Source organism: Microvirga medicaginis, assembly GCF_052658925.1.
Genome location: NZ_JBQWEL010000027.1, coordinates 1 through 22619, shown reverse-complemented (window position 1 = coordinate 22619; position 22619 = coordinate 1). Strand labels below are relative to the sequence as shown.

The 22619-nt window shown below is 59.8% G+C and carries 26 protein-coding genes and 7 pseudogenes; 24 read left to right on the top strand and 9 right to left on the bottom strand.

Annotated features, from left to right (window positions below; translation table 11 throughout):
* The first annotated feature begins 58 nt into the window (after positions 1-58).
* The 8 genes and pseudogenes from ACUXUR_RS23720 to ACUXUR_RS23685 all read left to right on the top strand — a co-directional run bounded on the left by ACUXUR_RS23720 (position 59) and on the right by ACUXUR_RS23685 (position 7366).
* A complete protein-coding gene (locus tag ACUXUR_RS23720; RefSeq protein WP_445504813.1) occupies positions 59-2782 on the top strand; it encodes a 2-oxoglutarate dehydrogenase E1 component in 2724 nt (907 codons plus the stop codon).
* A gap of 10 nt (positions 2783-2792) precedes the next feature.
* Complete coding sequence (locus ACUXUR_RS23715; protein WP_445504812.1) at positions 2793-3641, top strand: IclR family transcriptional regulator domain-containing protein; 849 nt, start codon at positions 2793-2795, stop codon at positions 3639-3641.
* 100 nt (positions 3642-3741) lie between these two features.
* On the top strand, positions 3742-4572 hold the full coding sequence (locus tag ACUXUR_RS23710) for an HpcH/HpaI aldolase/citrate lyase family protein (RefSeq protein ID WP_445504811.1): 831 nt from the start codon (positions 3742-3744) through the stop codon (positions 4570-4572).
* Between the two features lie 96 nt (positions 4573-4668).
* Positions 4669-4785, top strand: a pseudogene (locus ACUXUR_RS23705) (IS3 family transposase); the annotation flags it as partial.
* Between the two features lie 4 nt (positions 4786-4789).
* Positions 4790-5014 (top strand): annotated as a pseudogene (locus ACUXUR_RS23700) (integrase core domain-containing protein); the annotation flags it as partial.
* A 958-nt stretch (positions 5015-5972) separates the two neighbouring features.
* Entirely contained in the window at positions 5973-6335 is a 363-nt protein-coding gene (locus ACUXUR_RS23695) for a hypothetical protein (protein WP_445504810.1), read from the top strand.
* Between the two features lie 56 nt (positions 6336-6391).
* Positions 6392-6712 carry a hypothetical protein gene (locus tag ACUXUR_RS23690; protein ID WP_445504809.1) on the top strand — a complete coding sequence of 107 codons (321 nt, stop codon included), beginning with the start codon at positions 6392-6394 and terminating at the stop codon, positions 6710-6712.
* A 36-nt stretch (positions 6713-6748) separates the two neighbouring features.
* Complete coding sequence (locus ACUXUR_RS23685; RefSeq protein WP_445504808.1) at positions 6749-7366, top strand: hypothetical protein; 618 nt, start codon at positions 6749-6751, stop codon at positions 7364-7366.
* Positions 7367-7655: 289 nt separating this feature from the next.
* Here ACUXUR_RS23685 and ACUXUR_RS23680 read toward each other — a convergent pair whose 3' ends face one another.
* Entirely contained in the window at positions 7656-8201 is a 546-nt protein-coding gene (locus tag ACUXUR_RS23680) for a helix-turn-helix domain-containing protein (protein WP_445504807.1), read from the bottom strand.
* Positions 8202-8368: 167 nt separating this feature from the next.
* Positions 8369-8539, bottom strand: coding sequence for a hypothetical protein (locus tag ACUXUR_RS23675; RefSeq protein ID WP_445504806.1), 171 nt, complete (start codon positions 8537-8539; stop codon positions 8369-8371).
* A gap of 35 nt (positions 8540-8574) precedes the next feature.
* Between ACUXUR_RS23675 and ACUXUR_RS23670 the strand changes: the two genes are divergently transcribed.
* From ACUXUR_RS23670 to ACUXUR_RS23655, 4 genes are all read left to right on the top strand, one after another.
* A complete protein-coding gene (locus tag ACUXUR_RS23670) occupies positions 8575-8838 on the top strand; it encodes a hypothetical protein (protein WP_445504805.1) in 264 nt (87 codons plus the stop codon).
* Between the two features lie 103 nt (positions 8839-8941).
* Positions 8942-9151: a hypothetical protein gene (locus ACUXUR_RS23665; protein WP_445504804.1), complete on the top strand. Its 210-nt coding sequence runs from the start codon at positions 8942-8944 to the stop codon at positions 9149-9151.
* A 131-nt stretch (positions 9152-9282) separates the two neighbouring features.
* Positions 9283-9459: a dATP/dGTP diphosphohydrolase domain-containing protein gene (locus ACUXUR_RS23660; RefSeq protein ID WP_445504803.1), complete on the top strand. Its 177-nt coding sequence runs from the start codon at positions 9283-9285 to the stop codon at positions 9457-9459.
* Positions 9386-9691: a dATP/dGTP diphosphohydrolase domain-containing protein gene (locus tag ACUXUR_RS23655; RefSeq protein WP_445504802.1), complete on the top strand. Its 306-nt coding sequence runs from the start codon at positions 9386-9388 to the stop codon at positions 9689-9691. Before ACUXUR_RS23660 ends, ACUXUR_RS23655 begins: the two co-directional genes overlap by 74 nt.
* Here ACUXUR_RS23655 and ACUXUR_RS23650 read toward each other — a convergent pair.
* Genes ACUXUR_RS23650 through ACUXUR_RS23630 form a run of 5 tightly spaced genes read right to left on the bottom strand, consistent with a single transcriptional unit; the run spans position 9681 to position 13601 of the window.
* The gene (locus ACUXUR_RS23650) at positions 9681-10481 is read right to left on the bottom strand and encodes a metallophosphoesterase (protein ID WP_445504801.1); all 801 of its coding nucleotides are present in this window, start codon (positions 10479-10481) and stop codon (positions 9681-9683) included. The two genes, ACUXUR_RS23655 and ACUXUR_RS23650, sit on opposite strands and share 11 nt — an antisense overlap.
* 57 nt (positions 10482-10538) lie before the next feature.
* Positions 10539-11204: a hypothetical protein gene (locus tag ACUXUR_RS23645; RefSeq protein ID WP_445504800.1), complete on the bottom strand. Its 666-nt coding sequence runs from the start codon at positions 11202-11204 to the stop codon at positions 10539-10541.
* Between the two features lie 10 nt (positions 11205-11214).
* On the bottom strand, positions 11215-12915 hold the full coding sequence (locus ACUXUR_RS23640) for an AAA family ATPase (protein ID WP_445504799.1): 1701 nt from the start codon (positions 12913-12915) through the stop codon (positions 11215-11217).
* 39 nt (positions 12916-12954) lie between these two features.
* Entirely contained in the window at positions 12955-13263 is a 309-nt protein-coding gene (locus ACUXUR_RS23635; protein WP_445504798.1) for a hypothetical protein, read from the bottom strand.
* The gene (locus ACUXUR_RS23630; RefSeq protein ID WP_445504797.1) at positions 13260-13601 is read right to left on the bottom strand and encodes a hypothetical protein; all 342 of its coding nucleotides are present in this window, start codon (positions 13599-13601) and stop codon (positions 13260-13262) included. Before ACUXUR_RS23630 ends, ACUXUR_RS23635 begins: the two co-directional genes overlap by 4 nt.
* A 219-nt stretch (positions 13602-13820) precedes the next feature.
* On the opposite strand from ACUXUR_RS23630, the gene ACUXUR_RS23625 reads away from it, so the two are divergent.
* The 6 genes and pseudogenes from ACUXUR_RS23625 to ACUXUR_RS23600 form a co-directional block, all read left to right on the top strand.
* Entirely contained in the window at positions 13821-14078 is a 258-nt protein-coding gene (locus ACUXUR_RS23625; protein WP_445504796.1) for a hypothetical protein, read from the top strand.
* Positions 14079-14191: 113 nt separating this feature from the next.
* The gene (locus ACUXUR_RS23620; RefSeq protein ID WP_445504795.1) at positions 14192-14899 is read left to right on the top strand and encodes a hypothetical protein; all 708 of its coding nucleotides are present in this window, start codon (positions 14192-14194) and stop codon (positions 14897-14899) included.
* Positions 14899-15165, top strand: coding sequence for a hypothetical protein (locus ACUXUR_RS23615; RefSeq protein WP_445504794.1), 267 nt, complete (start codon positions 14899-14901; stop codon positions 15163-15165). Before ACUXUR_RS23620 ends, ACUXUR_RS23615 begins: the two co-directional genes overlap by 1 nt.
* A 1-nt stretch (position 15166) precedes the next feature.
* Positions 15167-15472, top strand: coding sequence for a hypothetical protein (locus ACUXUR_RS23610; protein WP_445504793.1), 306 nt, complete (start codon positions 15167-15169; stop codon positions 15470-15472).
* A gap of 343 nt (positions 15473-15815) precedes the next feature.
* Positions 15816-16496: pseudogene (locus ACUXUR_RS23605) on the top strand (ISKra4 family transposase); the annotation flags it as partial.
* Between the two features lie 369 nt (positions 16497-16865).
* A pseudogene (locus ACUXUR_RS23600) lies at positions 16866-16964 on the top strand (transposase); the annotation flags it as partial.
* A 157-nt stretch (positions 16965-17121) separates the two neighbouring features.
* Here ACUXUR_RS23600 and ACUXUR_RS23595 read toward each other — a convergent pair.
* The gene (locus ACUXUR_RS23595) at positions 17122-17388 is read right to left on the bottom strand and encodes a hypothetical protein (protein ID WP_445504792.1); all 267 of its coding nucleotides are present in this window, start codon (positions 17386-17388) and stop codon (positions 17122-17124) included.
* Positions 17389-17566: 178 nt separating this feature from the next.
* On the opposite strand from ACUXUR_RS23595, the pseudogene ACUXUR_RS23590 reads away from it, so the two are divergent.
* From ACUXUR_RS23590 to ACUXUR_RS23580, 3 genes and pseudogenes are all read left to right on the top strand, one after another.
* Positions 17567-17752: pseudogene (locus tag ACUXUR_RS23590) on the top strand (transposase); the annotation flags it as partial.
* 60 nt (positions 17753-17812) lie between these two features.
* Positions 17813-18334, top strand: coding sequence for a helix-turn-helix domain-containing protein (locus tag ACUXUR_RS23585; RefSeq protein ID WP_445504791.1), 522 nt, complete (start codon positions 17813-17815; stop codon positions 18332-18334).
* On the top strand, positions 18331-18861 hold the full coding sequence (locus tag ACUXUR_RS23580) for an IS630 family transposase (protein ID WP_445504852.1): 531 nt from the start codon (positions 18331-18333) through the stop codon (positions 18859-18861). The genes ACUXUR_RS23585 and ACUXUR_RS23580 overlap by 4 nt, the downstream gene beginning before the upstream one ends.
* 94 nt (positions 18862-18955) lie before the next feature.
* On the opposite strand, the gene ACUXUR_RS23575 is transcribed toward ACUXUR_RS23580, so the two are convergent.
* Entirely contained in the window at positions 18956-19186 is a 231-nt protein-coding gene (locus tag ACUXUR_RS23575) for a hypothetical protein (protein ID WP_445504790.1), read from the bottom strand.
* Between ACUXUR_RS23575 and ACUXUR_RS23570 the strand changes: the two are divergent.
* The 3 genes and pseudogenes from ACUXUR_RS23570 to ACUXUR_RS23560 all read left to right on the top strand — a co-directional run.
* Positions 19077-20288 (top strand): annotated as a pseudogene (locus ACUXUR_RS23570) (recombinase family protein); the annotation flags it as partial. The gene ACUXUR_RS23575 and the pseudogene ACUXUR_RS23570 sit on opposite strands and share 110 nt — an antisense overlap.
* A 487-nt stretch (positions 20289-20775) precedes the next feature.
* Positions 20776-21356 (top strand): annotated as a pseudogene (locus tag ACUXUR_RS23565) (IS5 family transposase); the annotation flags it as partial.
* 465 nt (positions 21357-21821) lie between these two features.
* Positions 21822-22520, top strand: coding sequence for an IS6 family transposase (locus ACUXUR_RS23560; protein WP_445504851.1), 699 nt, complete (start codon positions 21822-21824; stop codon positions 22518-22520).
* Positions 22521-22619 lie beyond the last annotated feature (99 nt).

The window sequence follows — 22619 nt, the reverse complement described above, 5'->3', positions numbered from 1 at the left end:
ACGCCAGGCAGGGAAGACCTGCCTGGTTCTTTTTCCCTGTCTATGTTCCGGTGTGCTCATGGATCTGCCCCTCAGCGGCGACAACGCTTTCTTTCTTGAACTTTATGGACGTTACCGGCGTGATCGCTCATCGGTTCCCGCTGATTGGAGACTGTATTTCGAGGGCATTGCGGATGAGGGTACGACCGATACGGCAGGATCGGGAGCCCGCCTTGCCGAGGATCTCGTCCAAGCTTTCCGGACCTATGGCCACCGCGAAGCGAATCTCGATCCGCTCGGTCTGACACCTCGGACCGAGATAGGTTTGCTGTCCCGGTTGCGGAGCCAGATCACAGAGCAGAGCGGAGAGGCGTCGTACCGCCTCGGCGGGCAGAGCCAGCGCGGCCTCCTCCACCACCTAGTCTCCAAGCTGACAGAAATCTATGCTGGCACCGCAGCCATCGAGGCCGCGCACATTGACGACGAAGAGGCCAGAACCTGGATTTTCGAGGCGTTCGAGCGGGCGATGCTGATGCCGGCTGACCCCGACTTGCTCGCACGCACGCTCGAGGCCGTCACCCTGGCGGACGAGTTCGAATCGTTTGTGCGTATCAAATTCCCGACAAAGAAGCGCTTCGGCATCGAGGGCGCCGAATCGGCTGCGGTTGCCATTCGCGAGATCCTGCGGGAGGCCGCCGCGACAAACTTCGACGAAGCCGTCATCGGAGGCATGCACCGCGGCCGCCTCAGCACACTCGCGACAGTTATCGGCAAGCCTCTTGCGATGCTGCTCGCAGAAATCAAGGGACGTGATCTGACGAAGGGGGGCGCGTCGTTCACCGGCGACGTGCCCTACCACTTGGGGCATGCCGATGAGATCCGCTTCGATGAACACGCTCTCAAGGTTACGATTGCACCGCACCCATCCCATCTCATTGTCGTGGCACCTGTCGTGACAGGCCTTGCCCGGGCCAAGCAAACCGTTGCGAAGGACCAGGAGAAAGTGCTGTGTCTTCTCCTGCATACGGATGCAGCATTTTCAGGCCAGGGTCTGGTTGCGGAACTCCTCCAGCTCGGAGACCTCGCAGGCTACAACGTTGGCGGAACGGTACACCTCATCGTCAACAATCAAGTCGGCTTTACCACGACGCCGTCCGAGGGACGGTCGTCTCTGTACTGTACCGACATCGCCAAGATGACCGGCGTTCCCGTGCTCCATGTCAACGGTGACGATCCGGTTGCCGTGGCACGGATGGCGCAGCTGGCTATCGCATGGCGTCACAAGTACAAGCGCGATATCCTGATCGATCTGGTCTGCTACCGGCGCAATGGTCACAATGAACTGGATGAGCCGCGCTTTACGCTTCCCCATGTGTGGAAGACGATCGATACGCGTGAGCCTCTGCGGGACCAGCTCATCCAAAAGGTCGCCGCAACCGAGCCGCGCGCTATCGAGTTGGCCACGGAGACGGCCGTCGCCTTCCGGGAAGAACTCCACCGCGCCTACACGGCGATTGACTCGTTTTGGCCGAACCGGCGACACACGATTCAGGACCAATGGGTTGATGTTCTTCAGGCTGAGGAGCAAGGCGTCCTTGGCCCTGTCACCACCGGCGTAGACCGAGACCTCCTTGTCGAGGTCGGACAGGCAATCTCATCGGTCCCCCCCCACCTCACCCCACACCCCAAGGTGAGCCACTTCTACAAGGCCCGTCTTGAGAGCATTGAGAGCGGCAGCGGGATCAACTTCGCCACGGCAGAGGCTCTGGCCTTCGGGTCGCTGCTCTCAGAGGGTGTTTCCGTTCGCTTGTCGGGTCAGGATTGCGTCCGCGGAACGTTCACTCAGCGTCATTTGAGCGTGTTCGACCTGTCCTCCGAGGCCGTCGAGATGCCCGTGCGGGCGGCGACTCGCAATGGGGCAACCTTCGAGGCTATCAACAGCCCGCTTTCGGAGTATGGTGTGCTCGCGTTTGAATACGGGCACAGCCTCGCCGACCCGGGCCGGCTGGTGGTATGGGAGGCGCAATTTGGCGATTTTCTGAATGGTGCCCAGATCGCGGTAGACCAGTTCATCGTCTCGGCCGAAGCGAAGTGGCAGATGATGTCGGGTCTTGTCATGCTCCTGCCTCATGGCTTGGAGGGGCAAGGTCCCGATCATTCGTCCGCCCGCATCGAGCGGCTGCTGCAGCTCTGCGCAAACGGCAACATCATCGTTGCCAACCCTTCGACCCCTGCGAACTATTTTCATTTGCTGCGGCGGCAGATCCGCGCCCCTTGGCGTAAGCCCCTGTTCGTCATTGCTCCCAAGTCTCTCCTACGCCAGAAGGCCTGCGCCTCATCGCTTGCCGAGATGACAGGTAACACACGCTTCTGTGCCGTAATGCCTGACAGTGACGCCAATCCAATGCGCGTCAGGAAGGTGGTCCTCTGCTCGGGCAAGATCTTCTATGATCTGAAACAGAGCCGCGACAGCTTGGGGCTCGGGGACGATATCGCCCTCGTCCGGATCGAGCAGCTCTATCCGTTCCCGGCCAATGAGCTCAGATCGGCACTTGCCCGCTTTCCAAAGGTTCGGGACTGGGTCTGGTGCCAAGAGGAGCCGGAAAACCAGGGCGGATGGCTTTTCGTCCGAGACCAACTGGTCCGCCACGCATTTCCCTGTGCGTCAGCTCTCCGCTTCGCCGGGCGTCCGGCGATGCCGGTGCCGGCTGGCGGGTCCATCGATAGACATGACATGGAGCAGGCAGAAATTGTAAGGTATGCTTTAGGGCCTCTGCGCGAAGCGCGCCGTGTAGAAACCTAGTAGTGGTCCCATGCCCTCTTTCGAGCCGGTCAGAGCCATCATCCGCGGCCTCAACGTCCTGCAGGTCGTGAGTGAGAGCGGCCCAATCTCGGCAGCTGATATTGCCAAGCGGCTGAAGCTGCCTCAGCCTACGGTCGTCCGGATTATCGAAACTCTGATCGAGGCCGGATATGTCTATCGGCAGACGGATGACGCCGCTTTCGGCGTCACGGCTAGGACCAAGTCGCTGAGCCGTGGCTTCGATGCCACCTCCCGTCTCGTCCAGCTGGCTCAGCCCCATGTCGAAGCCCTACGCGCTGAAATCGGCTGGCCGTCCAATATTGCCGTCTTTGAGCGCGACGCCATGGTCATCGCTTACACGAATCGTAGTGCGAACGGCATGTCGATTCCGGGTCGGCTTGGCGCCCGCATCCCACTTCTGGCGACTGGTGTCGGCATCGCTTATCTCGCCCATCTTCCCAAGGACGAACTGGACACGATCCTCTCCCGGTTACGGAAGAGCAAGGACCGGTGGGACACCGAGGATGCACTCTGGACATCCCTGCATGACCGGATCAGCGCGGCCCGCAAGACCGGGTATGCCTTCGCCGACGAATCCTATCTTGATGATGTGTATCAATCACGCATTTGGGCTGTCGCCGTCCCGATCTTCGTCGGCGGTCGTGTTGAGGCGGCGATGAGCAGCCTCATCCTAAGGAATGCTGGCGACCGCAAACGGCAGCTCGCAGCCGTGCTACCAGCGTTGAAGCACACGGCGGCGACTATCAGCAGCCTGCTTAGCGCAGAGGCAGGAATTCAGCCCGCGGATGCTCCGGCGCCTCCCTCTCCCGTCCGTGCCCGATCCCGCCGGGAGCCATGAATAGGTTTGACGAGGTGCATTCCTCGGCGGCCAACGCTGCTGAAGGTCCGGCGCTTTCGCGATCCAGGTCATCGCGGCAGGAAAAGCAAAGAGTTTCCAAATGAAATCCTACATTCAACCGCCGATAGCGCCCCTTTTCGTTCCAGCTAGTCGACCTGAGCGCTTCGGCAAAGCCGCATCCAGCGGCGCCGATGCGGTCATCCTTGATCTTGAGGACGCCGTTGCACCGGATCTCAAGGACTCGGCCCGCAAGGCCATTCAGTCCCACGGCATTACGGCCGTCCCAGTGATCGTTCGGGTCAATGCGCGGAGTACCCCCTGGTTCGCGGACGACCTTGCGGCGCTCTCGGGTGTGTCGGTATCTGCTGTCATGTTGGCGAAGGCCGAGAATGAGACTGACATTACTGCGATCCACACGAGCCTCGGCAGAGATATTCCCGTAATACCGCTGGTTGAAACGGCGCGAGGGATTGCCGAACTGCCATCACTGCTATCGGCCCAACGTGTTTCGGTGGCGGCATTCGGCTCGCTAGACTTCAGCGTGGATCTCGGATGCTCATCTTCTTGGGAAGCGCTGCTGCTGGCCCGCAGCGAGATTGTTCTGCGTTCGCGGCTGGCGGGGCTACCCTCGCCCCTGGATGGTGTAACCACATTCCTTGACGATCCGGCCGTGGTGGAGACGGAGGCCCGTCGCGCTGCGGATCTCGGCTATGGGGGCAAGCTTGCGATTCACCCAACGCAGATCGTGCCGATCCGACAGGGTTTCTTACCCGATGCGCAGGTGCGGCTGTGGGCGGAGAAGGTCGTTGCAGCGGCTGCGGGTGCAGCAGAGGGAGCAGTTCGAGTAGATGGCGCGATGGTCGATCCCCCACTTGTGGCAAAGGCGCAGCTCATCCTAGCCCAAGTGGCAAAGAGTCAGGACTATGCCTAGTGCATTGGTCCTGGTTCCAGGCCTACTCTGCACTGATCCACCCCCATTGAACTGGTCCACCTTGAAGTATGTCTTGAGGCAGACAGGAGGACCACAATGCCCAGGAAGCGCCACAAGCCGGAAGAAATCGTCGCCAAGTTGCGCCAGGTCGATGTCATGGTCTCACAAGGCCAATCCGTGGCCGATGCCGTTCGCGCGATCGGCGTGACGGAGGTGGCTCAGGGATGAGTTGCTCGATGGTGAGATCTTCTATTCGCTCAAGGAGGCGAAGATCGTGATCGAGAGTTGGCGACGGCACTACAATACTCTGAGGCCTCATGGATCCATCGGGTACAAGCCGCCGGCCCCAGAGGTGTTCGTCCCGGCCATGTCGGTGCGAGCAGCGCCAAACCCTCAACCAACTGCGTCATCCGTGCTGGCGGAAAGGCCATCACTCCATTAACATTCCAACCGGACCTCTCCATGGGGGCGGATCACTTCTTCCTTTACCCACTTATGAATCCAAATGCGCTGATACCGGATGGTTCGGCTTTGAGTTGCGGCTTCCTCTGCATCGGCGGATAGCGACGTGAACCCCTTCCAATGTATCGGAAGGGTCCAATAGAAGCCGACATATTTTTCCCGCATCGGGTTCCTCAATCTCTCACGGCTGGCTGGGACAAGTCCGAGCGCCAGGTGCCGGCTCCTCGGAGTTAGGGTAGGTCCTGAGCATACCAAGCGGAGGCGCCTCTGATGACACACAACCAGCCCATCTCTCCCAAGGGAGACACGATCTCGCACTCTACCGATGCCGAGAGTGCATGCAAGCCGACCACGCCGGCTATCAACCGCGACCGCCCTGCTCCTGACCAATCCCACGGTGGATTTGAACGCGACACGGACCGGAGCCGGCGGTTCTGCTGGTGCTCCCCAGATGAACTTGAGATCGTCGATGATCGCGGGTCCTGAGAGGTAATATTCTCTCAGAGACTAATCGATCTCTTCAAACAGCTTGTGGAGTATTAGGTTGATCATCACTGCAAGATTGCTCTGGTTTATTGTTTCTCGCGTGGCCGCATATTTCACTCTGTTCGGCGTCTGGCTTTTCTCTGGGCTCCTCTGCCTCGTCGGCGGCCCGGGAAGGACTACGCCACCAGACAGTTGGGCTATTGCCTGGATCCTCGGCACAGTCGCCTTGGTGCCAATCATCATAATCTTCACAAGATGGAATCTAGCGATCCTCATACGCTTGAGTGCACGCGCATATAAAGAAGCAGACGATTTCGTCAGGACCGAGTTGGATAAAGCATAATCCCACCTGCCGGATTCCGCCTACCTGAACCCTTTGAAAATGGGCGCGTCCGCCTGAGACAAAACTCGTGCCCTTTTCAACTCTCCACCCATTTTTAAGAGAGACATTCATGACCAGAGCAATTCACCTAATTAATAAGCGCGACGAGAATAACCGTCTGAAGGGTCTTAGCCGCGATCCAAACCGACCTCACACCCACCGGTCCTCATGCTGGATCATCTCTGATGAGGACGCTGCCGAGCTCGTCGGTGGCTGGGTCTACCTGCACCCCACTAAGGCGGAACTCAGCGAATTTGGCGGGCTCATTCTCAATGTCATTCCGACGAAAAGGATCGGAAACGAAATCGAAGACGGATACGAAATCGTCTTTGAGTCACGCCGGGAGGCCCGAAACAAAAAGTGGCGTGGTCGTTGTTATAAAATGTCATGGACCAGCCGCGTGATCGAGGCGAGCTATTCGCATGAGCTCTGACAGCTCGCTGTCGTCTCAAAATTCCAGAACCCATTCATGATAAGTGGAGTCAGTCCATGTGGATCTGTTTTAACGACGCCTTTGTTTCCGCCGTCCAGCATCGCGACGATCCGAACCGCCTTTGCGTTCGCGCTCGTAAGCGGGAGCACCTGCAGCGACTTCTCCCAGACGCGGAGATCATTGAAATTCCGAACCGCGACTACGCCTGCCGGGTCTTCGTCTCTAAGAAGGAATTTGCCGAGCTGGTGACGCGGCGGATCAATGAGATCGACTATCCGAACTTCAAAAACAGTGTCCGCGATGATGGACTACACGACCTGTACGCTGACTTCTGGGAGCTCCACTACCGTTACCAGCAGCGGAAGGGTGATCTGTAACGCTCCCTGGGCTGACCTGATCCGCCGAATTCCTCGGTGTTGGCGCTGCGTGCCGAACACGAGAGCCAACGCACTTCCCGAACAATTCAAACTGGCGTCGCTCAGACGTGTCACCCAGCCAATCCGGAGACCTGCATGAACATGAACCCTCGTATCAATCTTACCGGGCGCGATAGTTTTCTCCCCATCGATGCGGCTGCCGACTACTTGGCCGGCCCGATCCTAGAAATCCTCAAACAGTATCATAGGTCAGACTGCCCAGAGCCCATTCGCGCACATTACCGAACGGTCCTGAAATGGATGGCTCGGGACCTGGAGAACTTCGTCCTGCCGATGGTGTCTGCCGCAGCACAAGCACGTGCCGATCAAATGGGCCTTCCGGACTTGCGGCAGTTTCGATGGAGAGACCAGCCAAAGAAAATGAAGGACCCGGACCGGTCGATCTTTCATTGGGAGCACTACACCCCTGTCTCAAATCTCGTCGATGGCCTCCTTCAGATCAGAACGCCGACGCTCGAGACGATCGCGAACATCCTAAAGACGGCGAGGATCGTATGGATCCTCAAGGAAGAGAATGCCAGGCTCAGCCATCGATCCCGCAAGGACCCGGCGTTGGATTACCGGAACGCCGGCATCGATCTCCTCTCATCATGACCTGTGGCGGGGTTCGCCTTGTCGCGCAGTAATTATGAAGGTCTCCGGGCCTCTGGAGATTCCACTCCCGATTGCTTCTGCCTTCTGCGACACCCCGGCCGCACCGTCTGGACTGCGCGGCGGCTGAAGCCCAATGGGGTCAAAAGCCCGTGCGACCGCCTCCACAGGCTCCGTACGCACCGATGTCCCGCCCTCAATCGCCATCCGCCTGATGCAAGCCGGCAAGATGTTGTTGGCATCGGCCAGTTCCCAAACGGGCCAATTGACAGGAAGCGCTACCCTAACCCCATCATACGATACCCCAGGCGCGGTAGCGGGTGCGGCCGGTGAGTTCACGCGGCAGTGCGCCTCCGAGCTGAGCGAGCATCAAGTCCACGGCCTTGGGGGTCATCTTGAGGACCTTAGCCCCGAGCGGAACCGTCACCGACGGGCGGGACAGGAAGAGATCCACCAGTTCCGACAACTTGGCGTTCGCGCGGCCGGTGCGCGTCACCCGATCCATCAGCTCGCGGGCGAGGATCAGCCGGTCGAGATCCTTGTGGCCGATCGCGACGGCTTCCTCCACGACTTGGCAGAAGCCCTCGACCTTCTTGAGCCCCTCCCCCTTCCCCGCGGGCAGAGTTTGGATCGCTTGAACCCAGCGGTCAGTGGCGATAGATGACTGGTGAGCCCGCGCGCACGTCGGATGGAGCCAGCTTGACAGAAGCAGATTCCGCCAGGGCCTATCGATTAGCCTAGAGAAGGCGTCAATGCTGATAAATCTTATCCTGTGGTACTCGGAGTTGAAGCTGCTCGACAGATTAGCCGTATCGGCATTCTTGGGACTGATCCTCACGGCTGTAGTGGTGCTGACGCCCAGACTAGCGGGCCTATTTGGCGGATAAAGGCGAAGCGAAATTTTGAATAATCCGCATCTGTTTCGAGCATCATGGGGCAGCGCAAGATGTATTCCTGATCGAGCGCCGGCACTATCAACCAAAGACAGCTACTTTCGAGGCCAGGTCAGTCGCTCCGGCCTTCGTTCGGCACATCTCGCGTCCAATTGGGAGAGGATTTCTGCGCGGCCGGCTTCCAGAACGCTGCCGAGATATTTTGTAGCTGGCTCCGGAGCAGGTCGGCGTTGATGCCGATGTAGTCGCGGCTCGACACCGCAGGATCCTGATCGGCCGCCACCGAGTCAATGTCATTCCTGATTTCGTGAGGGTGGCATGAGCGATCGTGAAGCCGTCGTTGAGCTGCTGAGATTGTCCAAAGAAGCCGAGGACCGTGTCGCCCGCTTCACGCGCCAACGCGATTTCGCCAAAGCCCGCGGCGAGCACAAGCGGGCGTCATGGTACGATGGCTGGATCGCGAGCGAGTGCGACCTCCAGGACGCCATCGATGTCGCCGTCGACCGGCTGCGTCGACATCCCCACGGATTGCCCAGACCTTCCCCACAAACTTTACCCTGCGCTGGGGGAAGTTCGGGGTGAAGTTCCTGAGAGCCTTGCAATTCGAGGAATTCAGAATGTCTGACGCGATCGGTGTTTCGCCCGCTTAGCCCTCCCAAGTAGCCCAAAACTGGATTTCACCCACATGCGTATCGACGCCCATCGCAATCTCAGCCGCGGCGGCTACCGCATCCGCCATCGTCAGCGCGTCGTCGGGTATTCCGATGAGGTCCTCCTGAGGGACGTTGAATTCGTTGTCTGTCAGGGCGACCAGGAACGAGGCTTGCGGGAGAACAAGCGATACGTTCATGTCTTTGAGGGGTACATTCGTCGATGGACCAGACCTGCCTGGTAACGGGGATGGGATTCTGGTCAACTATTACCCCCAACAGCATTCCACGTTCACGACGTCCGACGGCCAGCCTGTCCACCGGGCCCGAGAGGTTCGGTTGGATCTCACGGGCGTCCATGCATACGGAATCGAAAATGAATGAAGAGAACCCGAAAGCCGCGATGGGTCGGCAGAAGATCGACTTCTCGGCTGTCCCCGCGATCGCTCAGTTGTACATCGCGGCCGCCATGAACTTCGATGCCATCAAGTATGGCCGACACAACTGGCGTGAGAAGCCGATCCGCTTGCGGGATTACCTTTGCCCCAATTGAGCGTCATTTCAATGCTCTCAAAGCAGGCGAAGATCGTGACCCGGAATCCAAACTGCCACACTGGGCTCACATTGCCGCCGGCTGCTCGATCGTGATGGATGCGGCGAATGCCGGAACACTCATCGACGATCGAGCCAGCGTGAATGACTACCCAGAGTCCGTCGCCCACCTGAATGATCTCAAAAGGGGATGGGTGGAGCCCCAGGCAGCCAGACAGGCCGCTAGACCTTGATGACCAGCGCGGAATCGAAGTCCGGGTTTTCCGGCCTGTTCTCGCCTCGGCCGCGCATCTGCCTGTTAATCAGGTAGCCTCGAGGATTTGCGACCACACGTGTCCGATCGTGCGTGTAGTCACGATTTCTATGGATGTGCCCATGGATCCAGAGCTCGGGAGCATACTGCTCGATCGTCTGAGATAAATTGGACGCATAGGCCGCATCCAGCTCGCTCTCGACCCGCCCGTGCTGCAATGACCGCTCAAGCGGGGCGTGATGCGTAACCACGACCGTAGGCCCCTCGAATGGCTGAGCGAGTACCTGCTCGATGCGATATCTCTGAGCGACGTGCTGAGCGGCCGTGTCCTTTGGCAGAGTCTTTCTATATGCCTCCGTCCGTATATAGCGGTAGTCATTTAGATACTTCATTGCTTCGAGCTCAGCAAAGTGACCGTAGCCGCCCAGGTCGAAGTCAGTCCAAAGCGTGGCACCGACAAAACGAGTGTCGCCGATGACTACGGATTGCCCGGTGGCGAGAAGATGGATGCCGTAATGCTCTGCGACCAGCTGGGCCTTGCGGACCTCGTGGATCAAGTGGCTGCCATAGAAATCGTGGTTTCCGGGCACGTAGATGGTCGGCAGACCATATCGGCCGAAGGTCTCGGCAACCCACGGAATGGACTTGCGTGACATTTGCTCGCCAGCGTCGCCGGCAATCACGATAACATCGCAATCAGGGGCGGGATCCGGCGGCACAAAAGGCCAGCTCGAGTGATTATGAAGGTCGGACATAAACCAGATACGCATGAGTCATGCTCCTCAGGAATCGAGGATGGATTGAATGGATGCAAGGATCGAGAGAGATCAGACGTGGCGATCGCAGGCCGTGTAAAACCAGCCGCGGTCGGTTTTTCTGACCTTGCCCGGCTCGCCGCATTTCTCGCAGAGACCGAACGAGACCACTTCACAAGCAGCGATCACGCCCCGGGCACGTATGATCTCGTCATGCGACATTCCGATGCCCGACGAATACGCTCGCAACCCAGCGAATTTTTCTTTGATCTGTGTAAACCGAAAGCGCGGTGGCACACCGATTTCGTGGACCCACTCAGCCATCGCTCGAATGAGATCCGCCCACCCGGCATAGCACTCGAATTCCAGGTCAAACCACGCCGGGAAATCGTGCCGCAGCTCAGACGCCCAGTCATCACGGACTGGCATGACTTGTCCGGTCGCTCGGTTGATCCGCCGAGAGTAGACGCGGGTCGTCCTGGCAATCGCTTCGATGACGATCGTTCGATCGACTGCATAGCCGATGACCTGCTCCGGCCACGTCGACGACCGAGGCCCCGTCGGCGGGTGCTCGTAACCTACGGTTGCTTCGTCGCGATCGTGATCGTACGTCACGCCGAGGACGCGGAATGGCCGCTCGATAGGTCCGACAATCTCCTTGAAGACACGATCAAAGAAGAAGCTCACTGGCATGCAGACTGTGACCGGACCGCGATGATAGTATGCATCATTGGTCATCGTGGCCTCCCTAGTGCCTCGGCGCGAGTGACATGCGTCCGGCGAGCAGGACATCGATCATGCGGCGGAGCGGCCGCAGCGAGCCGCCTCGCCATTGCTTAGCAAGGATGTCGAGCTCATCGCCGTCGAGATCTGGACACCAAATCTCGTCCTCGCCTCTCTCCTGCCGGATTTCGCTTAGGATTGTCTTCGCGACGACTGGCAGGTCCTGCCGCCGAAGCTGCGGGACCTCGATAGTTCTCAGGCGGTCGAGCAGCGGGCCGCTGAGGCGAAAAGAGGCGTTCGCCGTTGCGATGTAGCATGCCATGGACAAATCGACCGCACACTCGAGATAAGGGTCGTGGTGCCGCTTCGCGCTCTCAGTCTCTAAGAACGGAATCAAGACATCGAGCATGTTGCCATTATGTGTGCCGTCACCCGCCTTCTCGATCTCGTCGAGAACAATGAGCGGATTGGCGATTCCGGTTCTCTTGATCGTCTGCAGCGGAACCGAAGCCCTTGATGTCGACCATTGACGATTTGTCCCGCCAAAGCTCGCATCCGCAGCACCAGCAGCCGGGACGATTGTCGGCTGCATGCCGAGGATCTCTCCGACCCGGCGGGCAAGCCGGGTCTTTCCAGAGCCTGGCTTGCCGAGGAGAAGCGTATTTCGGACACGGCTCACGGCTGAGCCGACGGAATCCATCAGCAGCGTCGTGATCACGTCCTCAGCCCAAGGCATCTCTGCTACCAGCTGCTGCGACACCGATTGCAGATCGGGCGTCTCCGCGAGCGGCATAAAGATACCAGCCATAGGCGCGAACTCCAGGCGCGGGTTCGGCGAGCTTGAGCTCTTGCTCTCGGGTAGATGGCTAAGCGACTCAAGGACGACGATCGTCGGCAAGGGCTGCTGCTCAATGACCGGACGACTGGCCGCCGCTGCGTCAAGCAAGGCGTCGAGGTCGGCTTGCACGTGGACGTCCGGGGCCCGCGGCTGATCTGCATCTGGCATATCCGATAGCAGATCGGCGACCGGATCGTCGTCCTGCGTTCCCGAAAGTGCCCTCGCGGCGTCGCGATGCTCGTCAAGCGCGTCGGAGATAAGCCGTAGTCGGGTGATCGACTTCAGCAGCCATCCCGTGCCCGTCATTGATCTGATCGGCTGATCTCCGTCTGCGATAGCTTGCGCTTGTGCGAGTAGACCGATCGCGACTGCACCGTAGCGCGCGACCATGACTGAATTCTTGTCCACCCGAGCGTGCTCGTAGGCGTGGACCGCCGCGCTCCGGCACGCGTCGACATTCCCGCATGCAGCTGAATACAGGTCTACCCGCTGAATAGCGTCAGGGACGACGGCGACACCCTTCCTGTCGGCCTTGGCAGCATCGACAGTATAGAGCCATGCGAGGCACGCCTTCCCGAAAAGACGCACGCTTGCAGGATTTGGCTGCTGGATGACCCGGTCGGCCGCGGCTCGCAGGGAATCGGTCGGCAGATGCGGACGGATGTCTTCTGCGTAGTAAAGGGCGTCGGTCCCGATATCACCCCGCGAGAACGCGAGCGTCGCATACAAAGCGGCGGTGTCGAGTACCCAGCCATCGCGGGCGCGATCGCAGAAATCGAGTAATTGCGCGAGGGTATCGGTCGGATCGGCGGAATCGGGCCGCAGACACGCGGCCGGCCGGAATTGGCGGCAGACATTTTTCGCTCCGTTGCGTCGACAGGAGCGCAAAGGCGCTCACTGCACACCAGAGATTAATACTACATTCCTTTAAGGATTGTTATCTCGAACCTTCAAATCTTCCACAGTCTGATCGAGATAATGAGCCACGACGTGCGGGCTGATGCCGGCTTCCTTCGCTTCTCGAACAAGGGCGGCGACCTTCACGTCGAGACCAAATTCTCTCACGGCTTGTATCTGATGTTCGACAATTTGAATGACGTCTTTCGGAGCAATGTGCTGGCCTGAAAGCCAGTATTGCGTCTGCCGCTGTCTGACGCCGAGCACATAGGACAGCCGTGCCGACGGCGGTGGGTCGACACGGAATAAGATTGTAGCGAGGTCTCGAAGCGTTTTCACGCCGGGGACTTTACGACCATCGGCGTGACATCTGCAAGATCGCCAGCTGTGAATCGAGTGTCCGCCAGATTTGGCAGGACCTCCTGCAGCTCGCCGATCGCTTTGAAGAGACCGCGCTGCCTGGCGGAGTTGCGGATCGCCGGATTGCTGGCCTCCCGGCACGCGGCCTCCAGGACGATGTTGAAGTGATCCCACCCTGTGGTCTCGTCTGCTTTGAGAGCCCTCTCGAGGACCTCAATAATGGTCCCAGCGATCACGGCCTCGTTATGTTGGCCGAGTTTATTGGCGTCATCCTTGGCTTCCTGCCAGACGGCGAGCTTGGTTTGAATTCTATGCATTGTCTGCCCCCAGACCCGTCTATGCGGGTGCCGGATCTCCATAACTGAAATCGGTGATTTGACATCTGCGACATGTGCGTCTGGAGAAAAATTTTCTCACCCCTCTAGCAACTTGCTTTCGTGTAACCGATATTGGTTACAAGGCAGCTGGTTGTTGCCTCAAGATTTGACCGCCGAGCAGGCGGTGGGCAGTTCCGCCCAAGAGATGAGGAGAGACCAATGTCGCAGTTTTTCGTTGCCGTGAGCGCAGACAAGAACAACCAGACCGCCATCTATGGCGTCGGCCGCACCGAAGCCGTCGCGCTCAAGGATGCCAGGGACTGGGTCGATGAGGGCGTGGAAGATGGCCTCGTCGCCGAGCCCTGCACCGAAGCCCTGTACGATTACGTCAGGTACAACGGCACGCCGGGATCGTGGGGGTACGACAAGATCCGCAGGCTCCACTGCACGACGGCCGAGGCTGAGCAGAACTCCTAAGCAATACCCCGTGGCTTCGGCCCCGGCCCTCCCCCAAGGGCTTTCGAGCTCTTTGGAGAGGGCCTTCCAACCCCTCAAGCAAAAGGCGGAGTAGCCGCCAGAGGAGATTTGTCATGCAGAAGTTCTTTGTAGAGACCGTCGCTCGTACGAGTGACACCGAATTCGTTGTTGAACTCAGCGATGCGACCTTCCCCGTCGGCGATGCTGACCGGGTCATCTGGCTCGGGGTGGAAGCCAAGGCTGATGACTATCTCGCGACTAGCGACTTCGTTGATGGTTCATATCCGTCTGCCGATGACCGCTTGGTCGCAAACCTTGCTGAACAGGCCGTCAGAAACTTCGCCCTTTGGGAGGTGATGACCAGTCTCCCCGTTAACAGCCGTCGCAATCTCGAAGTCGTGCATGTTGCTGCAGATGAGTTCGTTCGGGTCACCGTCCGCACCGACCACGTCGTCGACGGCAAACCCAAGGAAGTGACGCTGCAGTTTGACCGGAAGTCGACGGAGCCGACGGAAGCTCCGAATAAGGATTCCGAAGATCAATCTATTGACTACGACATCCGCGCCGTGGCCCTGATCGCAGCTAACGATGTTCGCAGCGAACGTGCACTACGGAGGATCTCTCGGGATTCGGATCGGTGGCATGCCAAGCGTGAGGCCGAACGTGAGGCAGCGCGGATCGCTGCTCAGGAGGAAAAGCGGATCGCCCGGATGGCCTCGGACCTTGGATGCACGGTCGCTTTGGCTCGCTACATCGACGGTCTCGAGCGCCGGATCGAAGCTCTTGCCGGGCACGCTGTCCGGAACTACGAAGCTGCCTGATGCCAACCAAGGCCCCTGCCCTTTCACCAGAAGCCCGCCGCATTCGTGCGGCGGGTCTCCGCATGTACGGCCCTCGCTGGGTCCGCCAGATGGCAACAGCAATGGGTGTCTCGCATACCCTGCTGTCGCTCATCATGTCCGGCAAGCGCCCTGTCACGTCCGATCTTCGTGAGCGGATCACGGCCGCCTTCGAGCATCGCAGGCGCGAGATCGAGAAAGCCCGGACCGATCTCGATGCCGCGATCCGTGAGTTCAATGGAGAGTAAGATGACCGTAATTAGCTTGGAGGCCCTGCGCCTCGCAAAGGACATCCCGGCCCTAGACCCGGAGGGCTACACCCGTGCGGCCGCCAACCCCGTTAATCCGCCGCCTGAGCTCGAACTCAAGGGCTGGCCTGAGGACGACATCATTGAGGCGTATAAGCTGACCTCGTGGTACCTCCGGGAGACCGAGGACGGGATGGAGCAGGCGGCGTTGTATGTGGCCCGCAAGTTCGGCTTGTCGCTCGCGCATGCGTGGGATCAGGTCGAGTGCTCGTACGCAGACTACAATGCGACGTACTCGCATAACTGAGTGTCACTTTGCCTTTAACTTTGAGATTCGTCGCGTTGGATGTCGAAAAGCGACATTCTTTGCCCTTAAAGGCGAGATGCCGATCAGGTTTGTTCGCTGCTCTTTGATCCCTGCGTGTGAACGCGGTGCTGTATCTGGCGCGATACGATCGACGGTGGCGAGCAAACGGGCTTCCTTGTGATAGGTCCGGAGCAAGGCGACCTTGGCGAACTCTGTCAGGTCCCGTTCCATCTCCATCGCAGCCAGCCGCACGCCCCTGTAAACGCTGTCTCACATTTAGCGGCAAAGGATTGCCATTGATTTTGTTGAGTTCCTTATGTCGCCTTTAGGAGCAAAGCGACAAGAGGCCCGCTACATCGGCTTTGTTCATGGCTATGACGGCAAGCCGCAGCGCCGCATCATCGATCATCTCCGGCGTCAGGGCTTCCAAGCCGATCAGGATCTGACCTTTATCACCGACGGCGGTGATGAGGTGCGTGCCCTCGCAGAGCGGATCAGCCCATGCAGCGAACACGTGCTCGACTGGTTCCACATCACCATGCGGATCACAGTCTTGCGCCAGTTTGCTCAGGGTCTGGTGCACCATGACAAGGACGCCGGGACGGCGGCTCTGGATGAGCTGCGCCGGATCAAGTGGTTCCTGTGGCACGGCAACGCCTACCGGGCAAAGGAGGCTATCGATGACCTGCGGCTCGAGCTCGAAGCTATCGACAGTCGCTATCCCAACCTGCGCAAGTTCCGGACGACCATGCGGGAGTTCCAGGTCTACATCGCCAGCACAGAGTCCAGCTTGATCAATTATGGTGAGCGCTACCAGTCTGGGGCGCGGATCTCCTCGGCTTTTGTCGAGGCGACGGTGAATGCGGTTGTCAGCAAGCGCTTTGCCAAGAAGCAGCAGATGCAGTGGAGCCGGCGCGGAGCTTATCTGTTGTTGCAGACGCGAACCAGGGCCCTGGATGGCTCGCTGCGTGCCACATTCGAGCACTGGTATCCCGGCATGGTGAACGACAATATCAGGGATTAGAATCGAGCAGCCGCCTAACTGCCCCACAACTCCTCATGCTCTCGAGATCACAACCCAACGAGTTCTCGAAACCGTTGTAGCGGCTTGACAGGCGCTCCAAGGTCTATTTCCACAATTCGCCTTGAGCACAACGCATTGGAAAGTCGCCCACCCGAGCGGCCAAGCAACGTGCGAACTTCTTCTTCATTAACCGGAACAGATCCTGGTACGCCTCGTAATTCCGTCCCATTGATGTAGAGCCTGAAGCCCCCACCACAGTAGTCGTACAAACCATTTTCCACTTCGAAGACTATAAAGTTTCTGCCTGGAATTAGGGTTCGGACCCATTAGGCGGTTGGCTCTTCCGGGTCGGTGTGTTCACGGCTTCCGATCTTGCTGACGGACGCGCAGTTCGCGCGGATCAAGCCGCATTTGCTGGCTGAGACAAGGGGCAAACCGCGCGTCGATGACCGCCGGGTGATCGGCGGCTATCGCTTGCTTCCTGGTGGAACGCCCCGGGAGAAAGCCTTTAGGGAGAGATGGAAGGGCCACCGGAACAAACGGAGAGGCGATGACCCCAGGAATAGAGCAGCGGGAATGAAGCCCGGCGAGGTTGAAGCCTTTTTGCGCTGATTGCGCGCTCCCTTCACTTCCCGCCTTCAACCTCAATGAAGACCTCGATGGGATCGATCACTGTGTCCGCAGCCTTCGCCGCTGCACCTTCTGGACTATCAAGTGTCGCCTTCATTTTGCCAAGGTCCACACCTTCCCAGACGATTGCAACACGCTTCCCATCAGCGTGCTTGAATAGGCGGTAACTGGAGCAGAAAGTCGGAAACAGCTTCTCGCGGTCTTTTCCCTTTAGCCACTGGTCCATACTCCCCACTGAATGGATTGCCACGACAGTTGTCATCGTATCCTCCCGGTCTGCACATGCTGGCCGTAAGCCGGAACAGCCTCGGCTTGGTCAACGTAGCACGTATCGTCAATTGAAGCATGCAATCCTCGCCGAGCACAGCTTGGGTTCCGACCCATAAAGCGGTTGGCTTTTCCGAATCGGTGTGATTCACGGCTTCCGGGAGGAAGCGCGGATGGATCGGGATCGCTTCTGGCTCACGGACGCGCAGTTCGCGCGGATCGAGCCGCATTTGCCGACTGATACAAGGGGCAAGCCGCGCGTTGATGACCGCCGGGTGATCAGCGGCATCGTCCATGTTCTGAAGTCTGGCGGGCGCTGGATCGATGCGCCGCCCGACTACGGGCCACGCAAGACGCTCTAAGTACAGCGTCGGAAGTTCTGTGGTATGTTGGGGTGCGGGGGCAGCTGGGAGGCGGCCATGCGTCCCATTCGCCTCGATGCGCTCAGCCCAGAGCAACTGAGCGAGCTTGATCACCTCTATCACACCAGCCCTGATCCGCGGGTGCGCATCCGCGCCCTGATGATTCTGCTGTGCGCCGAGCGCCACCTCGTCGCGGCCGAGATCGCCGCCATCGTGCGTCAGCACGAGGAGACGGTGCGCCGCTGGTTGGCCCGCTATGAGGCGGAAGGTATTATCGGCCTGGCCGACGCTCCGCGCGCGGGCACGCCGCCCAAGGTCACGCCTGCTTACCGTATCCGTCTGTTGGAGCTTGTGCGCCGACGCCCACGTGCCTTGGGCCTGCCGTTCTCCCTCTGGACCGCGGCTCGGCTGGCCGACCACTTGGCCGAGGAGACGGGCCTCAGGATGAGCGTGCCCAGCGTGCAGCGGCTGTTGCGGGCCGGTGGCATGGCGCTGAGCCGGCCGCAGCATACCATCACCAGCCCCGATCCCGACTATGCCGTCAAAAAAAGACGGTCGAAGACGCTCGCGATGAGCTGAAGCCCAGTGCGGTGTTTTACTATGCTGATGAGTTCAACATCAGCTGGCATCCAACCCTGCGGGCGATGTGGAGCCCGAAAGGCCAGCAGGTGATGATCCCGACCCCAATGCAGCCGACGCGCCGCTATGGCCTTGGGGCGGTCAACTGGCACACGGGCGAGACCCTGATCATCACCCGCCATCACAAGCGCCGGCGGGAGGTCGCGGAACTGCTCCAGGCTCTGCTCGATCATCATCCTGACAAGACCGTGTACGTGGCCTGGGACAACGCCAGCACGCATGAGGATGAGGAGGTGGAGGCGGTGCTGCGAGGCGCAGCGGGCCGTCTCGTGCTGCTATATCTGCCAACCTACAGTCCCTGGCTCAACCCGATTGAGATGCTCTGGCGTCAGTTCCGACGCGAGGTCACGCACTGCGAGTTGTTCGCCACTCTGGAGGACCTGCTCACCGCCACCAGAGCCTTCTTCGAACACTGCAATCACAGTCCGGACAGAGTGCGCACCATCATTGGCGCACATCCCACATGAGTTCCGACGCTGTACTTAGATGGTAGATTCACAAACGACAAATTCTGCTTTGTCCGGCTTGGCCGTTTGGCTCTGACATGGAGCCGGGTTCCATTTAGCCCCTGCCGCCGACGTGCGGCCCAACAGGGTTCTGCTCCCGAGGCATCCCGCCCCCAGGGAGCAGATCATGCGCCAGCCACCGTGGAGGATCGTACGGCACTGGGCCCACCACCCGGATGCGCAGCGGCGTTGGGACCGTGCCTTCCAGCTGCTCCTGGACACGCCACGCCTGGCCGAGCCCGAGCCGGACGGCGGGGGCGAGCCGATCCCACAGGAGAGCCCCCATGCTAATTCTCGCCGCTTATGTCCGCGCCTCCACACAGCGCCAGGTTCAAAGTCAGTCGACTGAACAGCAGATTGAACGGTTGCGAGCCTACGCTCTCGCACAAGGGACAGATCTGGCCCCCGAGGCCATCTTTCGCGACGATGGCTACAGTGGCTCCAGCCTGCAACGCCCCGGGCTCGACAGGTTGCGCGATGCTGTCGCAAGCGCCTGCCTGGACCGCATCCTGATCACAAGTCCCGACCGCCTGGCTCGCAACTACGTTCATCAGGTTCTGCTGGTGGAGGAGCTTCAGAAGCATGGTGCCACGGTCGAATTCCTCGACCGGCCCATGAGCCAGGATCCGCATGATCAATTGCTCCTCCAGATCCGCGGCGCGGTGGCCGAGTACGAGCGAACCTTGATTACCGAGCGCATGCGTCGCGGCCGGCTGCGGCGGCTCAAGGCGGGAACGCTTTTGCCGTGGACGCGTCCACCTTACGGCTACCGTCTCGATCCCGGCCGCCCGCGAGACCCGGCCGGCGTGCGCATTGATGAAGCCGAGGCCGCCGTCGTGCGTGATCTTTTCGCCTGGTACATCGAAGGCGCAACCATGATCGCGTTGATCCAGCGCCTGGCCCGACTTGGCATTGCCTCGCCCACGGGATGTCCAGCTTGGAGCCCCTCGGCCTTGCGTTGCCTGCTCACCAATCCGGCCTATGCGGGTCAGATCTTTGCCAACCGCATGCGCACCAGTCCTCCGCAAACGCGATACTCGGCGCTGCGCCCTGTCGGCCACTCAAAAGGAACGCGCCGGCCTAACGAAGTGGCAGAGTGGATCGCGGTGGCCTCTGTTCCGGCAATCGTCAGCCGGGAGCAGTTTGATGCGGCCGCCGCACGGCTGGTGTATAACCGCCGGATGGCCCCACGTAACAACCGGGTGCATCAGTATCTTCTGCGCGGGCTTGTCAGCTGCGGATGCTGTCGGCGTGCCTGCACCGGCCGCCGGTTGCCGCCAGCTTATGATTACTATCTGTGCCGCACGAAGACCCAGTTGCGCCTGCTCGTTCCTGGTGAGCGTTGCCCGGCGCGCTATATTCCGGCCAAGCCTCTGGAGGAGCTGGTCTGGCAGGATCTCTGTGAGGTGCTGCAGCATCCAGAGGTTATCGCGCAAGCCATGGGGCGAGCCCGCAGCGGTCATTGGCTGCCGCAGGAATGGCAGGCCCGCCGGGAGAACCTGCGGCGCGGCCGGATAAGCCTGACCCAGCAGATCGAACGCCTGACCGAGGCTTACTTGAGTGGGGTCGTGCCCTTAGCCGAGTTTGAGCGGCGGCGCCGGGAAACCGAGGGCCGCTTGGAGGCTTTGGAGAGGCAAGAACAGGAACTCCTTGCTGATGCACGCGATCGGCATGAGACGGCGCGTTTGGCGGATAATGCTGAAGAGTTCTGCCAGCGCGTTTGCGATGGATTGGCCAAGGCCAACTTCGACCGCAAGCGGGCTCTTCTCGAGTTGCTCGTTGATCGCGTTGTTGTCACCAACGGTGAGGTGGAGATCCGCTACGCCTTCCCAACCGGCCCCAATGGTGAACGCGAGCCGTTTTGTCGATTGCGTACAGACTATCTACAACCGCTATGTCCGCTGGGTCGCCAAGGGCGTCTGGATCGACCTCTTCCATGCCCTGGCGAGCGCAGGCGGGCCTCCGGCACAGGTGCTGATCGACTCCTCCACCGTAAAGGCGCACCGCTCGGCCTCGGGCGGAAAAGGGGGGAGCGGAACCAGGCCATCGGCCGGTCGCGCGGCGGGCGCACGACCAAGATCCACGCGCTGACCGATCGCGACTGCCGACCCATCGCCTTTCTGCTCACCGGCGGCCAGGTCGCCGATTGCACGGCGGGCTCGGCCCTGCTGAAGCAAATGCCGGCCGCCCGCATTCTGCACGGCGACAAGGGGTATGACAGCAACGCCATCCGCCGGCAGGTCGAGGAGAATGGCACGATGCCGAACATCCCGCCGAAGGCTAACCGCCGCTGGAAGAGTTGCTTTTCACCGGTGCTCTACCGCGACCGAAACGCCATTGAGCGCATGTTCTGCCGCCTCAAGGACTTCAGGCGCGTCGCCACGCGATACGACCGCCTCGCCGTCAACTTTCTCGCCGCCGTCTGCATCGCGGCGACCGTCAGCTACTGGTTATGAGTCCGGGCCCTAGCAAAACACGTTGCCTTATTTGTCAGAGGCCACGTAAATTGTCCTATGTTCACAATCCGTCGTTCCCCAAATCAGGACATCGGCTTCGACACCTCTAGCCGTAAGGCTATGCTTCAGATAGAGGCCGCTGAGGGATAGTTGTGCGCTAATGATAAAAAGCTGATCCCCACGCGCGAACGGCACAACAGCATCAATAATCGTTCGGTGCCCATAGCCAGGTACCGCAATAATCACAACATCAGCTTCCGAGACCAACTCTTGCGCCGATCCGGCCAGTTGAATGCGAAAACTCCCTTCGATGACTCCCGTAGCTGTGAGTTCATGCCCAGCGAGTGAGCGGGAACTTTCGCCTGATGGGGACCAAACAACGGGCTGGTGGCCGCGGTTCTGTCGCAAACCGTTTGTTTCAGAGTTGCAGGTGCTCTGCCGGAAGTCTCAGCGGTGGAGGGTGGCGTGTTCAGGGGCAGGCATTTCGATCGCTCGGTGATCCTGCTGTGCGTCCGAGGGTATCTGGCTTACGGCCTGAGCCTGCGGGATCTGGAAGAGATGATGGCCGAGCGCGGCGTCTCTGTCGATCATACTACTGTCCATCGCTGGACCATTCACTATGCCCCGCTCCTGATGGAGCGCTTCAACCAGCGTAAGCGCCCGGTCACAAACAGATGGCACGTCGACGAAACGTACATCAAGGTGCGTGGCCAGTGGCGTTATCTCTACCGCGCCATCGACAGCAACGGTGACACAATTGAGTTCTGGTTCAGCGAAAGGCGAAATCTCACCGCGGCCAAACGCTTTCTGCGCAAGGCGCTGAAGAGGCACGGTCGTCCAGAGCGGATCGTGATCGACGGTAGCCAGACGAACCGGGAAGCCATCCTGCTGTGTGACGCTGAAAGCCGTCTGCAGGATCGTTCAAGACCTCGGCTCAGGCCGATCAGGATCCGCCAAAGTGCCTACCTCAACAATCGCATCGAGCAGGATCATCGCGCTATCAAACGGCGCATTCGTCCGATGCTCGGTTTCAAATCAACGCAGAGTGCCCGAGTGGTCCTGGGCGGGATTGAGATGATCCACATGATGCGCAAACAACAGGCGAAGTACGCCTGTCATTCGGACCTCTCACTTGCCGAGCAGTTCGAGGCGCTCGTCGCATAAGCGACGACCATGCACTCTGGCTTCCCTGTATGTTTCGCCAGAAATTGCAACAGAGCCCATAAAACTCTGAAATAAAAGATTTGCGACGGATCCCACAGC

Excerpts from the sequence above, each read along its gene's own strand:
- ACUXUR_RS23720 (WP_445504813.1), top strand. The coding sequence starts at position 59 with ATGGATCTGCCCCTCAGCGGCGACAACGCTTTCTTTCTTGAACTTTAT.
- ACUXUR_RS23715 (WP_445504812.1), top strand. The coding sequence starts at position 2,793 with ATGCCCTCTTTCGAGCCGGTCAGAGCCATCATCCGCGGCCTCAACGTC.
- ACUXUR_RS23710 (WP_445504811.1), top strand. The coding sequence starts at position 3,742 with ATGAAATCCTACATTCAACCGCCGATAGCGCCCCTTTTCGTTCCAGCT.
- ACUXUR_RS23695 (WP_445504810.1), top strand. The coding sequence starts at position 5,973 with ATGACCAGAGCAATTCACCTAATTAATAAGCGCGACGAGAATAACCGT.
- ACUXUR_RS23690 (WP_445504809.1), top strand. The coding sequence starts at position 6,392 with ATGTGGATCTGTTTTAACGACGCCTTTGTTTCCGCCGTCCAGCATCGC.
- ACUXUR_RS23670 (WP_445504805.1), top strand. The coding sequence starts at position 8,575 with ATGAGCGATCGTGAAGCCGTCGTTGAGCTGCTGAGATTGTCCAAAGAA.
- ACUXUR_RS23665 (WP_445504804.1), top strand. The coding sequence starts at position 8,942 with ATGCGTATCGACGCCCATCGCAATCTCAGCCGCGGCGGCTACCGCATC.
- ACUXUR_RS23660 (WP_445504803.1), top strand. The coding sequence starts at position 9,283 with ATGAATGAAGAGAACCCGAAAGCCGCGATGGGTCGGCAGAAGATCGAC.
- ACUXUR_RS23655 (WP_445504802.1), top strand. The coding sequence starts at position 9,386 with ATGCCATCAAGTATGGCCGACACAACTGGCGTGAGAAGCCGATCCGCT.
- ACUXUR_RS23650 (WP_445504801.1), bottom strand. The coding sequence starts at position 10,481 with ATGCGTATCTGGTTTATGTCCGACCTTCATAATCACTCGAGCTGGCCT.
- ACUXUR_RS23645 (WP_445504800.1), bottom strand. The coding sequence starts at position 11,204 with ATGACCAATGATGCATACTATCATCGCGGTCCGGTCACAGTCTGCATG.
- ACUXUR_RS23630 (WP_445504797.1), bottom strand. The coding sequence starts at position 13,601 with ATGCATAGAATTCAAACCAAGCTCGCCGTCTGGCAGGAAGCCAAGGAT.
- ACUXUR_RS23625 (WP_445504796.1), top strand. The coding sequence starts at position 13,821 with ATGTCGCAGTTTTTCGTTGCCGTGAGCGCAGACAAGAACAACCAGACC.
- ACUXUR_RS23620 (WP_445504795.1), top strand. The coding sequence starts at position 14,192 with ATGCAGAAGTTCTTTGTAGAGACCGTCGCTCGTACGAGTGACACCGAA.
- ACUXUR_RS23615 (WP_445504794.1), top strand. The coding sequence starts at position 14,899 with ATGCCAACCAAGGCCCCTGCCCTTTCACCAGAAGCCCGCCGCATTCGT.
- ACUXUR_RS23610 (WP_445504793.1), top strand. The coding sequence starts at position 15,167 with ATGACCGTAATTAGCTTGGAGGCCCTGCGCCTCGCAAAGGACATCCCG.
- ACUXUR_RS23595 (WP_445504792.1), bottom strand. The coding sequence starts at position 17,388 with ATGACAACTGTCGTGGCAATCCATTCAGTGGGGAGTATGGACCAGTGG.
- ACUXUR_RS23585 (WP_445504791.1), top strand. The coding sequence starts at position 17,813 with ATGCGTCCCATTCGCCTCGATGCGCTCAGCCCAGAGCAACTGAGCGAG.
- ACUXUR_RS23575 (WP_445504790.1), bottom strand. The coding sequence starts at position 19,186 with ATGGGGGCTCTCCTGTGGGATCGGCTCGCCCCCGCCGTCCGGCTCGGG.